Origin of the sequence: Tropicimonas sediminicola (genome assembly GCF_900188335.1) — a bacterium.
Classification (GTDB): Bacteria; Pseudomonadota; Alphaproteobacteria; order Rhodobacterales; family Rhodobacteraceae; genus Tropicimonas; species Tropicimonas sediminicola.
The window spans coordinates 37014-50432 of sequence record NZ_FZOY01000008.1 but is presented as its reverse complement, the minus strand read 5'-3'; the positions used below and the strand labels follow the sequence as shown (position 1 = coordinate 50432).

At 70.4% G+C, this 13419-nt stretch carries 6 protein-coding genes; 5 read left to right on the top strand and 1 reads right to left on the bottom strand.

The window, feature by feature from the left end:
- Nucleotides 1-123 precede the first annotated feature (123 nt).
- From CHB86_RS18275 to yaaA, 3 genes are all read left to right on the top strand, one after another.
- The gene (locus tag CHB86_RS18275; protein WP_089234544.1) at nt 124-414 is read left to right on the top strand and encodes a YggT family protein; all 291 of its coding nucleotides are present in this window, start codon (nt 124-126) and stop codon (nt 412-414) included.
- An 86-nt stretch (nt 415-500) separates the two neighbouring features.
- Nucleotides 501-2558 (top strand): DNA helicase RecQ, encoded by a 2058-nt coding sequence (recQ, locus tag CHB86_RS18270; protein WP_089234543.1) that lies wholly within the window; start codon nt 501-503, stop codon nt 2556-2558.
- A 64-nt stretch (nt 2559-2622) separates the two neighbouring features.
- Complete coding sequence (gene yaaA / locus CHB86_RS18265) at nt 2623-3408, top strand: peroxide stress protein YaaA (RefSeq protein WP_089234743.1); 786 nt, start codon at nt 2623-2625, stop codon at nt 3406-3408.
- A gap of 102 nt (nt 3409-3510) precedes the next feature.
- Here yaaA and CHB86_RS18260 read toward each other — a convergent pair whose 3' ends face one another.
- The gene (locus CHB86_RS18260) at nt 3511-5763 is read right to left on the bottom strand and encodes a response regulator (protein ID WP_089234542.1); all 2253 of its coding nucleotides are present in this window, start codon (nt 5761-5763) and stop codon (nt 3511-3513) included.
- A gap of 181 nt (nt 5764-5944) precedes the next feature.
- Between CHB86_RS18260 and CHB86_RS18255 the strand changes: the two genes are divergently transcribed.
- On the top strand, nt 5945-11383 hold the full coding sequence (locus CHB86_RS18255) for an alpha-2-macroglobulin family protein (protein ID WP_089234541.1): 5439 nt from the start codon (nt 5945-5947) through the stop codon (nt 11381-11383).
- Nucleotides 11380-13416, top strand: coding sequence for a penicillin-binding protein 1C (pbpC, locus tag CHB86_RS18250; protein ID WP_089234540.1), 2037 nt, complete (start codon nt 11380-11382; stop codon nt 13414-13416). Before CHB86_RS18255 ends, pbpC begins: the two co-directional genes overlap by 4 nt.
- Nucleotides 13417-13419: the final 3 nt, after the last annotated feature.

The following is a 13419-nucleotide window of genomic DNA, read 5'->3' as shown; positions in this document are numbered from 1 at the left end:
TTTCTCCGCCCCGTGTCAATCCAATCTTTACGCGAACGTCAACTATTACATGGGGGCAGGACGGTTGCGCGCGCGGCCGTCGGGCCTTACATCCTGCGCGCGGATAACCCGGAGCCCGACCCCATGATCGCGATCATCCAGTTCATCGACCTGCTGCTCAGCGTGGCCTTCTTCATCATGATCGTGCACATCATCATGAGCTGGCTGCTGAACTTCAACGTGCTGAACTACAACCAGCCGCTGGTGCGCGGGATCTGGGACGGGCTGAACAAGCTGCTGGAGCCGATCTATGGCCCGATCCGGCGCATCCTGCCGGACACCCGTCCGCTGGACCTGGCGCCGCTCGCGGTCTTCGTGTTGATCATCGCGGCGCGCGACATATTCCTGCCGGCCCTCGCCCGCTCGGTCTACTGAGGTCCCCCGGGGCCTTGTGCACCGATTCCCGGTGTGGGATGTTCCAGGCCATAACGAGCAGCTGAACACAATCCGCAGGATCGGCCATGGCCGCGCCCTCCCCATCTGACCTCCTGTCGTCGGTCTTCGGATTCGGCGCGTTCCGCCCCGGACAGGCGGAGATCGTCGAGGCCGTGACGTCGGGCGAGAACACGCTCGCGATAATGCCCACGGGCGGCGGCAAGTCGCTCTGCTTCCAGCTCCCGGCGCTCTGCCGCGAGGGGGTGACCATCGTCATTTCGCCGCTGATCGCCCTGATGCGCGACCAGGTTCGGGGGCTGCGGGAGGCCGGCGTCGCCGCCGGTGCGCTCACCTCGGGCAACACGCCGGAAGAGACGGACGCGGTTTTCGAGGCGCTCGACCGTGGCGAGCTGAAGCTGCTCTACATGGCGCCCGAGCGGCTGGCCTCGGGGGCGGCGGCGAACATGCTGCGGCGGGCCGGCGTTTCGATGATCGCGGTGGACGAGGCGCATTGCGTCAGCCAGTGGGGCCACGATTTCCGGCCGGATTACCTGCGGATCGGGGAGCTGCGGCGGGCGCTCGACGTGCCGCTGGCCGCCTTCACCGCCACCGCCGACGAGGAGACGCGGGGCGAGATCGTCACCCGGCTGTTCGACGGCCAGGTGGCACGGGTGTTCCTCCATGGTTTCGACCGGCCCAACATCCACCTGGCCTTCGAGGCCAAGAATTCGCCCCGCAATCAGATCCTGAACTTCGCGGCCGCCCGGAAGGGGCGCTCTGGGATCGTCTACTGCGGCACCCGCGCCAAGACCGAAAGCCTCGCCCGCGCGTTGGCGGAGGCCGGGCACCTGGCCTGCCACTACCACGGCGGCATGGAGCCGGACGCGCGGCGCGCAGTGGAGCACCGTTTCCAGACCGAGGACGGGCTGATCGTGGTGGCGACGGTCGCCTTCGGCATGGGCGTCGACAAGCCCGATATCCGCTGGGTCGCCCATGCGGACCTGCCCAAGAGCATCGAGGCCTATTACCAGGAGATCGGCCGTGCCGGCCGCGACGGCGCGCCGGCGGAGACGCTGACGCTCTTCGGCCCGGATGACATCCGCCTGCGCCGCGCCCAGATCGACGAGGGGCTGGCGCCACAGGAGCGCAAGGCGGCCGATCACGGGCGGCTCAACGCGCTGCTGGGGCTTGCCGAGGCGCTTGGTTGCCGGCGTCAGGCGCTGCTGGCCTATTTCGGGGAGGAGCGCGCGGACCCCTGCGGGCATTGCGACCTCTGCGACCGGCCGCCAGAGCTGTTCGACGGCACAACCGCGGTGCGCAAGGCGCTCTCGGCCATCCTGCGGACCGGGGAATATTTCGGCAGCGGTCATCTGATCGACATCCTGCTCGGCAACGCGACCGAGAAAGTCCGGGAGCGCGGCCACGACGGCCTGCCGACCTTCGGGGTCGGCACGGAATACGACAAGCGCCAGTGGCAGGCGGTGTTCCGGCAGATGATGGGCCATGATCTGGTGCGCCCCGATCCCGAGCGTCATGGCGCCCTGCGGATGACAGATCCGGCCCGCCCGATCCTGCGCGGCGAGGCCTCGATCACCCTGCGCAAGGACAGCGTGCAGCGCGCCAAGGACCGGCCCGTGGTCAAGGCGCTGGTGCGCGAGGAGGATGCGCCGCTGCTCTCGGCGCTGAAGGCGAAGCGGCGGGCGCTGGCCGAGGCCGCGGGGGTGCCGGCCTATGTCGTTTTCAACGACCGGACGCTGATCGAGATGGCGGAGACCCGCCCCGGAACGCTCGACGAGATGGCGCGGATCGGCGGCGTAGGGGCGAGCAAGCTCGAGCGCTATGGCGCCCTGTTCCTCGAGGTGATCACCGGCGCTGGCGAGGCGCCGATGCATCCCGCCCGGCGGCGGCTGGCCGGGCGCGCGGCCGGTGGCGTGTTCGACCGGCTCCAGGAGGTGCAGAGCGACCTGGCGCGCGGGCCCGACGGGGTCGACAAGTATCTCAGCTGCACCCAGTCCACGCTGCGCCAGATCGCCGAACGCCGTCCGGGGTCGCTCGACGACCTCGCCCGGATCCCGGGAATGGGCACGCAGAAGGTCGAGCGTTTCGGCCCGGCGTTCCTCGAAGTCCTGGCCGAGGCGTCCTGAAGCGCTGGAACCCGCCGTCACGGGCGCTATGATCCGCGCTGCTGCAAACCACAAGGGGATCCTCATGCTCGTCGTCATCTCGCCCGCCAAACGGCTCGACTGGTCCGAAACCGACGGCATCGACATGACCGAACCGGCGCTCCGCGACGATGCGAACGCCCTTGCCGCCGTGGCGCGCAAGTTGTCCGGGCCGAAGCTGCAGACGCTGATGGGGATCAGCGCGGATCTCGCCAAGCTGAACCGGGAGCGGTTCGCGGCCTTTTCCGACGCGCCCGGGACGGAGGATCTGCGCCCCGCCGTTCGCGCCTTTGCCGGCGACACATATGCCGGACTGGAAGCGAAGTCGCTCGACGCGGAGGAGCTGGCCTGGGCGCAGGAACATTTGCGGATCCTCTCGGGGCTCTACGGTGTGCTGCGCCCGCTGGACGGGATCCAGCCCTACCGGCTCGAGATGGGCAGCCGTCTCAAGACCCGCCGGGGCGCCAGCCTCTACGACTACTGGGGGGATACGCTGTCCCATGCCCTGCGCGAGGCCGCCGAGGCCGCCGGGACCGGCGTGCTGGTGAACTGCGCGAGCCAGGAATATTTCGGCGCGGTGAAGCCGGAGGCCCTCGGGCTGCGCGTGGTGACGCCGGTCTTTCTCGAGGACAAGCCGGGCGGGCCGAAGATCGTGAGCTTCTTTGCCAAGAAGGCGCGGGGCGCGATGGCCCGCTTCATCGTGCAGCGCAGGCTGACCGACCCCGAGGGCCTGGCCGGGTTCGACCTTGGCGGCTATGCCTACCGGCCCGAACTTTCGGATCCGGACCGGCCGGTGTTCCTCCGGGCGGAGGCGAAGCAGAGCGCCGCCTGACGTAGGGTCGCGGGCGCCAAATGGGAAAGGCTCCCGCCCACCAGTACCCCGCCAGAGGCGGGGCGCTGGCGGTTGGGCGTGGCACCTTCGGTGCAGGGTATCCTACTCGGCCGCGGCGGGAAGGGCCTCCAACGGGGGGCGGCAGCTTTCCGGGCAGCCGGCGAGGATCGCCTCGACGATCTCGGACTTCCTCAGGGGTTTGGTGAGGTAGGAATCCAGCCCGGCGGCGAGGATTTCCTCCCGATCCCCGGCGAGCGCGTGGGCGGTGAGCGCGATGATCGGGATACGCGTGCCGGCCGCCTCCTGCGCCCGGATGCGCCGCGTGGCCTCCTTGCCGTCCATCTCCGGCATCGAGATGTCCATGAACACGAGATCCGGTGCGAAGGACCGGAACAGGTCCACCGCTTCGCGCCCGGTGCCGGCAAAGGCGAGGTCGATGTCGAGTTCCTTGACGATCTTGCGGAAGACGAACTGGTTGGTGCGATTGTCCTCCGCTGCGAGCACCCGCATCCGGGGCGGATGAACCGGGGGGAGCGGCGTGGCCGCCGGGTCGGCATGTGAGGCGTATTGCGTGAGCGCATCGCGTTGGGCGTTCGATCCAATGACCCCGGGGCTCGGCTCCTGCCGCGCGGCCAGCCTCGTAAGGGTGTCGAAGAGCGCACTTCTCAGGATGGGGCGGACCAGCGTGGCGTCGACGCTCTCCTGCCCGGCGGTCGCTGCGGCGTGATGCGGATCGGCGCAGAGCAGCACGGTCGCGGAATGCAGGCCGGCCTCGCGCATCGCGGCGGCGAGGTCCAGCCCGAGCAGGTCCGGCAGGCGCTCGTCGATCAGGACGATCTGCGGGAGCGCCTCGGACCGGAGCGCTTGCATCGCCTTGGCGCCGGTGTCCACCTGTCGCACCTCCAGTCCGAGCTGCCGCAACTGCCGGGACAGGATCACCTGGTCGAGATCTTCGCCGCTGCCCACCATCATCGCGCGAACTTCTCCGGGCTTGAGGCCCCGCGGCGCGGGGTGACGTTGCTCGGCCCCGGGCAGGGTGACGCGGAAACCGAAACACGCGCCCTTGGCCTTCTCCGACTCGACCCAGATCTGCCCGCCCATGCGCGCGACGATTTCCCGGCTGATCGCCAGCCCGAGCCCGGTGCCTTCGAAACTGCGGTTCCTGTCCTGCTCGACCTGGGCGAAGGAGGCGAAGATCTGCTCCTGCATGTCGGGATCGATGCCGATTCCGGTATCTTCGACCGTGACGTGGATCTGCCAGGCGTTGTCGGCGGCCTCCATGCCGACGACGCGGATCAGGACGTGCCCCGCGTCCGTGAACTTCACGGCATTTCCGATCAGGTTGGTGAGCACCTGCCGGATGCGCCCGGGGTCGCCGACCAGCCGCGTGGGCAGGAACAGGTCGTAATCCACGTGGAGGTCGAGACCCTTTTCCCGCGCTAGCGGGGCCACGAGGGTCAGCACCTCGTGCAGCATCCGCTCCATGTCGAAGGGCTCGGGGCGGAACGCCATCTGGTCGGCCTCGATACGGGAGAAATCCAGCACGTCGTTGATGATCGCGAGCAGCGCGTCGCCGGAGCTGCGGATGGTGCGCAGATAGAGCCGCTGTTCCTCGTCCAGGTCGCCCTCCAGCAGCAGGTCCGTCATCGCCACCACGCCGTTCATCGGTGTGCGAAGCTCGTGGCTCATGTTGGCGAGAAAGGCGGACTTGGCCCGGCTGGCCGCCTCGGCGCGCGCCCGCGCATCGCGCAGCTCCGCCTCCCGGGCGATGGTCGCGGTGACATCGAGCGCAAGGCAGACCATGTCGCCATCGCGCGAGCGGCGGTCGAGCAACCGGTAGTGCCGACCGTTCCAAAGCTTGACCGTGACTTCCGAAACCGGGGCGGCGTCCCAGCGGTCCAGCATGGCGCCGATCCATTCGCTGGGCGCGGCATCGCCGATGTCGACGATCCCCTGTTCGGTGGCGAAGCGCAGGAGCTCGAGGTAGGAGAGTCCCGGCTGGATCAGGCCCGCATGGTCGAAGAGCGAGAGCCAGGCGCGGTTGGCGGCGATCAGCCGGTCCTGCGCGTCGAAAACAGCGAAGCCGTCGGCGATGGTCTCGACCGAGTCCCACAGGCGCCGCTCCACGATACCCACCTGCGCCTCGGCGCGCCTGAGGTCGGCCTCGGCACGCACGTTCCTGTCCTTCAGCTCTGCGGCCTCTTCGCGCTGCTCCACGATCTGCCCGGAAAGTTCGAGCGCGTGTTGCGAGAGCTTGCGGTTGGCCTCGAACAGCTCCCGGCTCTTGAGCTCGAGGAGACGTTCCGCGGCAAGGCGTCCGCGGCGTTCGGCGGCCAGTCGCTCGGTGATGTTCATCGGTGCACGCTCCCTGGAAATGAGCCGACGGGATCTGGCGAGCATCCTGCCGCCTGATGGTGAAGGGAGCTTTAACCGCAGCCCGGCACAGGCGTTGACGATGCGGCGGGGGAATCGTTGCCAAGCGAAAGCACGCTGTGTCACGCTCGGGGCGCCCGATCATTCACGGAGCCGCGTTCCGATGCGACAGCTTGTTCTGCTTTTCCTCGCTCTCGTTCTGTTTCTCGAACGTCCCGGCCCGGCGCTGGCGCAGCCCGTGTCCGATCCGGTGCCCGCGCGCCGCGTGATCGTCGAGCGCGACATGGATTACTACGGCGCGGACCTGCGGGCGCTGTTCGACACCAGCTACGAGGCCTGCCGCACCGCCTGCCTGACAGATGCCGAATGCGGGGCCTTTACCTTCAACGCGCGCTCGGGGAGCTGCTTTCCCAAGCGGGGCATGACCCGGCGGGAGCCGTATCAGGGGGCGATGTCCGCGGTGGTGCTGGAAACGCCGCCGTCGATGCTGGAGGCCGCGCGGCAGCGGGCGGCGGAGCTCGATTTCCTGCGGACCGAGGACCTCGACGCTGCACTTCGGGAGGCGGAGGCGTTGCCGCGCCGCCATCTGGCCGGGGGTGTCAATCTGGACGAGATCGAGGCCGCCATTCGCGGCGCGGGCTCTGCCACTGAGCGGATGCGCTGGGTCGGTCTGGCACTGGTCGTCACCGACGGCGCAGACCACTGGCGTGCCTATGCCAGCGAGGCTCTGGCCGCCGAGGGGAACTCCCGGCAGGAGACCGAAACCTACCGGGGCCGCGCCCTGCCGGCCGCGGTAAACGCCTATCTCCGCTCCGCCACACCAGCGGCGCAGGCCGATGCGCTCATCACCCTGTCGGAGGCGCTGGAGGCAGCCCGGCGCGGGGGCGACATGCTGCCCGCCCTGCGGCTGGCCGAGCGGCTTGCGCCCGGCCCGCGCGTGGCCGGGGCGCTCGATGCCGCCATCGGGAAATACGGATTCCGCATCGTCGATCACCAGGTCAACAGCGACCTTGCCGTGCCGAACCTCTGCGTGACCTTCAGCGAGCCGCTGGCGAAGGGCGTCGAGTTCGAGCCATATGTGCAGCTTCCGGCGGTCAGCCTCGCGGTGGAGCCCGACGACCGGCAACTCTGCATCGAGGGCGTGGAGCATGGCTCGCGCTACCGCGTGACCTTCCGGGCCGGCCTGCCGGCGGCGTCCGGCGAGGGACTGATCCGCGACATGCCGCTCGACATCTACGTACGCGACCGTGCGCCGTCGGTCCGCTTTCCCGGCCGCGCCTTCGTGCTGCCCCGCACCGGGGACGCCGCGCTGCCGATTGTGACCGTGAACCTGCCCGAGGTGGAGCTGGCCCTGCGGCGGGTGAGCGACCGCAATATCCTGCAGATGATCCAGGAGAACATGTTCGGCCAGCCGGTCTCCGAATGGGAGGATCGCCGGCTCGACGGCACGCTGGCGGAAGAGGTCTGGAGCGGCATGGGCGAGGTCGTCTCGGAGTTGAACCGGGATGTCACGACCCTCCTTCCGATGGGCGAGGCCATCGCCGGGCTGGCGCCGGGGCTCTATGCGCTCAAGGCGGGCATTCCGGGTGCCGACCCCTACGACGCGCCGCCCGCGACCCAGTGGTTCGTGATTTCCGACATCGGCCTGGCGAGCATGAGCGGGGCCGACGGACTGCATATGTTCGCGCGAAGCCTAGCCAGCGCCGAGCCGTTGGACGGCGTCGAGCTCTCTTTGCTGTCCCGTTCCAACCGGGTGCTGGCCACCGTGAAGGCCGATGCCGAGGGCTATGCCCGGTTCGCGCCCGGCCTGACGCTGGGACGCGGCGGTGCCGCACCGGCGCTGGTGCTGGCGAAGCTGGGCGAAGAGGATCTCGGCTTCCTGCCGCTGACCGATCCGGAGTTCGACCTGTCGGACCGCGGCGTAGAGGGCCGGCCGGCCGCCGGACCGATCGACGTGTTCCTCGCCACGGACCGCGGCGCATACCGGGCGGGAGAGACGATCCACGTCACGGCACTCGCCCGCGATGGCGAGGCGAAGGCCATCGACGGGCTGCCGCTGACCGCGATCCTGACCCGGCCCGATGGCGTCGAATACAGCCGCCTCGTCAGCGATGGCGGCATCGCGGGTGGCCATGTCTTTGCCATGCCGGTGGGTGGGACGGCGCCGCGCGGCACCTGGACGCTCGCGCTCCACGCCGACCCGGAGGCGCCGGCGCTGGCCAGCCAGACGGTGCTGGTCGAGGATTTCCTGCCCGAGCGGATCGACGTGGAGATGCACCTGCCCGAGGGCGAAATCCGGCTGGAGGACACGCCGCCGCTTCGGGTGGAGGCGCGCTATCTCTTCGGTGCGCCGGGGGCCGACCTGCCGGTCGAGGGCGAGGTGCAGCTGCGCGCGGCCGAGGGGCTTGCGGGGCTGCCCGGCTACCGCTTCGGCCTCCACGATGCCCCGTTCGAACCGCGGATGGAGGTGCTGGAGACCGCGCGGACGGATACGGCAGGTATGGCTGTGCTTCCGCTCGCCTTCCCCGAGATTGCCGACCCGGCGCGGCCTTTGGAAGCCCGGGTCACCTTGCGCGTCTCCGAAGGCTCCGGTCGCCCGGTGGAGCGCCGCCTTACCCGCGCGCTCACCCCGTCTCTGCCGATGATCGGCATCCGCCCGGCCTTTGACGGCGTTGTCGCGGAAGGCACCGAGGCGGCCTTTGACCTGTTGGGGGTCGGTCCGGATGGCGCGGCCATGCCGATGCGGGTGAAATGGGTGCTCAACCGGATCGAGACCCGGTACCAGTGGTATTCCCAGTACGGCAGCTGGGACTGGGAGCCGATCACCCGCCGCAGCCGCGTGGCTTCGGGCGACGTGGCCCTCGGCGCAGAGCCGGCCCGCGTCGCCGCACCGGTCGACTGGGGCCAGTACGAGCTGGTGGTGGAGCGGATCGACGGGCCCTACGCGGCCAGTTCGACCGATTTCAACGCCGGTTGGTATGCGCCGGCCGATGCCAGCGCGACGCCGGACGTTCTGGAGGTCTCGCTCGACAAGTCCGCTTACCTTCCGGGCGAAACCGCCCGCCTGCGGGTGGTGCCGCGCGAGGCCGGCAAGGCGTTGGTCACGGTCGTCTCAAACCGGCTGATCGCCATGAAGACACTGGACCTGCCCGAGGGCGAGAGCGTCGTGGAGCTGCCGGTGACCGATGACTGGGGCGCCGGCGCCTATGTCACAGCCACCCTGATCCGGCCGATGGAGGGCGCCGAGGGGCGCGGGCCGACCCGGGCCCTCGGGTTGGCACATGCCGCGGTGGACCCGGGCGATGCCCGGCTCGCAGCCGCTTTCGACGTGCCGGAGACCGCACGACCGCGCGCGCCATTGGACGTTGCGCTCAAGGTCGACGGGCTGGCGGTGGGCCAGCGCGCCTATGCCACCATCGCGGCGGTGGATCAGGGCATCCTGAACCTCACTGGCCACCAGCCGCCGGACGCGCCGGGCTATTACTTCGGTCAGCGCAAGCTCGGCATGGGGCTGCGGGACATCTATGGCAGGCTGATCGACGGCCAGACCGGCGCACGCGGGCTGATCCGGTCCGGCGGTGACGCGCTGGCCGAGATGCGCATGGAAAGCCCTCCGCCGACCGAGGAGCTGGTCGCCTATTTCTCCGGCCCTGTGGAGGTCGGGGAGGACGGCTACGCCCGCGCGCGTTTCGACCTGCCTGCCTTCAACGGGCAGGTGAAGCTGATGGCGGTGGTCTGGTCCGACAGCGGGGTCGGCAAGGCCGCTTCCGACGTTTTGGTGCGCGACCCGGTGGTGCTCACCGCGTCGCTGCCGCGGTTCCTCGCGCCGGGCGACGAGAGCCGGTTGCTGCTGGAACTGGTTCACGCCGAGGGGCCCGTTGGTCAGGCCGGCCTCGCCATCACGGCTGAAGGGCTGACACTGGACGGCGCGGCCGTACCCGCCGAGATCGAGCTTTCCGAACAGGGGCGGCGGAGTTTCGAGGTGCCGATCCGGGCGGATGCGCCGGGCCTTGCCACTGTCGAGATCGCCCTGACCACGCCGGGCGGCGAGGTGCTCGACAAGACGCTCGCGCTTCCGGTGCAGGTCAACGATCCGGAGGTCGCCACGACCCATCGCTTCCCGCTCGCCGCGGGCGACAGCTTCACGCTCTCGCGCGATGTCTTCGCGGGGCTTCGGCCCGGCACCGGTACCGCCACGCTGGCGCTCGGCCCGGTGGCGCGGTTCGACGCGCCGGGGTTGTTAAACGCGCTCGACCGCTATCCCTATGGCTGCACCGAACAGGTCACGAGCCAGGCGCTTCCGCTGCTCTATTTCGACGAGATGGCGCAGGCGCTCGGCCTCGGCGACCGCGAGGCGGTGGACGCCCGGATCGGGGAGGCGGTCGACCGGGTTCTGTCGCGGCAGTCCGGCACCGGCGGCTTCGGCCTCTGGCGGCCGGGGGACGACGATTTCTGGCTCGACGCCTATGTCTCCGACTTCCTCAGCCGGGCGCGGGCGCAGGGGCACGAGGTGCCGGAGCGCGCCTTCACCCAGGCGCTGGACAACCTGCGCAACAAGCTCAACTACGCGCCCGACTTCGACGAGGGCGGCGAGGATCTGGCCTATGCGCTGCTGGTGCTCGCGCGCGAGGGCGCGGCCCCGATCGGCGACCTGCGCTACTATGCCGACGTCAAGGGCGCGGCCTTTGCCACGCCGCTCGCCACGGCGCAGATCGGCGCCGCGCTTGCGCTCTACGGCGATCAGAAGCGGGCCGACACCATGTTCGCCCGCGCCGCGGCGCAACTGCTGCCGCGTCTGCAGGACGAGACGGAGCAGCTCTGGCGCGCCGATTACGGCACCAACCTGCGCGACAGCGCCGGCGTTCTGGCGCTTGCTGCAGAGGCCGGCAGCATGGCGGTGGACCGGGAGGCGCTGAGCCAGCGGGTCGCCTCCGCGTTGCGCGCCCGCTCCACCCAGGAATCCGCCTGGTCGCTGCTCGCCGCCCATGCGCTGGTGGACAGCGCCGGCGAGGGCTTCATGATCGACGGCCAGCCGGCCACGGGGCCGCTCGTCCGGGTTCTGCAGGATGACGCGAGGGCCGAGCCCGTCGTGGTCGCCAACACCTCCGGCCGCGACACGGAACTCACGTTGACCACCTTTGGCGTGCCCTCCGATCCCGCAACGCGCCGCAGCAACGGCTATGCGCTGACCCGGGAGTATTTCACCACCGAGGGCGCGCCGGCCGATCCCGCGCAGGTGACGCAGGGTACGCGGCTGGTCGCGGTGCTGACGGTCACGCCCTTCGATCAGGGGGGGGCGCGGCTGATGGTCGACGACCCGCTGCCCGCCGGGTTCGAGATCGACAATCCGAGCCTCGTGCAGGGCGGCGACATCCGTGCGCTTCCCTGGCTCGAGACGGCCGAGACCCGCACCGCGGAATTCCGGCAGGAGCGCTTCCTCGCCGCCGTCGACTGGCGCTCCGACGATCCGTTCCGCCTCGCCTATGTGGTGCGGGCGGTCTCGCCCGGCAGCTACCATCACCCGGCGGCGAGCGTCGAGGACATGTACCGACCGCAGTTCCGCGCAAGCACCGAGGCCGGCCGGGTGACGGTGACGCCGTGAAGCGGCGTGGCCTGCTTCTGCTGGCGCTGCTGCTGTTTCTGGGTGCGGCGGCGCGCGATGGCTTCGACGCCTGGGTCGACGCCACCGACCTGCCGGCGCTGGTCAGCGAGACCTCGGTGGAGGTGCTCGACCGGGAGGGCCGGCTGCTCCGCGCCTTCACCGTCGGTGATGGCCGCTGGCGCCTGGCCAGCCGGCCGGGCGGCGTGGACCCGCTCTACCTGGAGATGCTGGTCGCGTTCGAGGACAAGCGTTTCTACCGGCACGGCGGGGTGGACTGGATCGCGATGATGCGTGCCGCCGGACAGGCGGTCCGGAACGGCGAGGTCGTCTCCGGCGGTTCGACCCTGACGATGCAGGTGGCGCGGCTGCTGGAGGACGGCACCACCGGCCAGATGAAGGGCAAACTGCGGCAGATGCGGGTGGCGCTTGCGCTGGAACGGCGCCTTTCCAAGGAACGGATCCTGTCGCTTTATCTCGACCGGGCACCCTTCGGCGGTAACCTCGAGGGCGTGCGCGCCGCGACGCTGGCCTATTTCGGAAAGGAGCCGAGGCGCCTCACCCCCGCCGAAGCGGCGCTGCTGGTGGCGATCCCGCAGGCGCCGGCGAGCCGCCGTCCGGACCGCGACACGGGCTCGGCGACGATCGCCCGCGACCGGGTTCTGTCGCGGATGGAAGGCGCCGGCGTGCTCGCGACAGAGGCCGCGGCGGCGGCACGGACCACGCCGGTTCCGGCGATCCGGCGCAGCTTCCCGGCCTTCGCGCCGCATCTGGCCGAAAGGCTGCGCGCAGACCAACCGCTGCGGGGAAGCCACGATACCACGCTCGACCGCAACCTGCAGGCGGCGCTGGAACGGCTGGCCGCCGAGACCGCCGGGACGGCCGGCGAGCAGCTTTCGGCGGCGATCCTCGTGGCGGATCATCGGAGCGGCGAGGTGCTGGCCAGTGTCGGGTCGGCCGGCTACCTCGACGAGCGGCGCGGCGGCTGGCTCGACATGACCCGCGCCCTGCGCTCGCCCGGCTCGACCCTGAAGCCGCTGATTTACGGGCTCGCCTTCGACCTCGGCCTCGCCCATCCGGAAACCCTAATCGAGGATCGCCCGACCGCGTTCGGCGGCTACGCCCCGGTGAATTTCGACGGCCTTTATCGCGGCACGATCCGGGTCCGGCAGGCGCTGGAGCTGTCGCTCAACATTCCCGCCGTGGCGCTGACCGAGGCCATAGGCCCGGCGCGGCTGATGGCGCGGCTGCGGCGGGCTGGGGTGACGCCGGTGCTGCCGGAGGGCGCGCCGGGCCTCGCGGTCGCGCTCGGGGGCGTGGGCGTGACACTGGAGGATCTGGTGCGGCTCTACGGGGCGCTGGCCCGCGGTGGGGAGGCGATGGCGCTTCGCTATGCCTCGGACGTGCCGTCCGCACCCGTGAAGCAGGTGCTCTCCGAGGAAGCGGCCTGGGAGGTCGGCCATATCCTTGCTGGCATCGCCCCCCCGCCGCACGCCGCGCGGGTCAAGCTCGCCTACAAGACGGGCACGAGCTATGGCCACCGGGACGCCTGGGCGATCGGGTTCGACGGGCGGCATGTCGTCGGCGTCTGGCTCGGGAGGCCGGACGGAACCTCCGTTCCCGGCGCCTTCGGCGGCGGGCTGGCCGCGCCGCTGCTCTTCCGGGTCTTCGACACCATCGCGCCGCGCGCCGAGCCCCTGCCGCCGCCACCGGACGGGGTCCTGCTGCTGCCGACGGCCAGCCTGCCGCAGCCGCTGCAGCGCTTCCGCTCCCGTTCCGCCGCCTTCCAGCCGCCGCCGGAAGCGCCCAAGCTCGCCTTTCCGCCCGATGGCGCCGAGATCGAGGCGCCGGACGGTCTGGTGCTCAAGGTGCGGGACGGCACGCCGCCGTTCACATGGCTGGTCAACGGCGCGCCGCTGGTGCTGCAGGCGCGCAGTCGGGAGAGTTTCGTCGAGAGCCCGGGCAAGGGCTTCGTCACCCTCTCGGTGATAGACGCGCATGGCATGGCCGCGCGCGCCTCCGTTTTGCTGCGCTGAGCC

What these genes read in the sequence shown, in the direction of transcription:
- CHB86_RS18275 (WP_089234544.1), top strand. Translation starts at nt 124, where the DNA reads ATGATCGCGATCATCCAGTTCATCGACCTGCTGCTCAGCGTGGCCTTC.
- yaaA (WP_089234743.1), top strand. Translation starts at nt 2,623, where the DNA reads ATGCTCGTCGTCATCTCGCCCGCCAAACGGCTCGACTGGTCCGAAACC.
- CHB86_RS18260 (WP_089234542.1), bottom strand. Translation starts at nt 5,763, where the DNA reads ATGAACATCACCGAGCGACTGGCCGCCGAACGCCGCGGACGCCTTGCC.
- recQ (WP_089234543.1), top strand. Translation starts at nt 501, where the DNA reads ATGGCCGCGCCCTCCCCATCTGACCTCCTGTCGTCGGTCTTCGGATTC.
- CHB86_RS18255 (WP_089234541.1), top strand. Translation starts at nt 5,945, where the DNA reads ATGCGACAGCTTGTTCTGCTTTTCCTCGCTCTCGTTCTGTTTCTCGAA.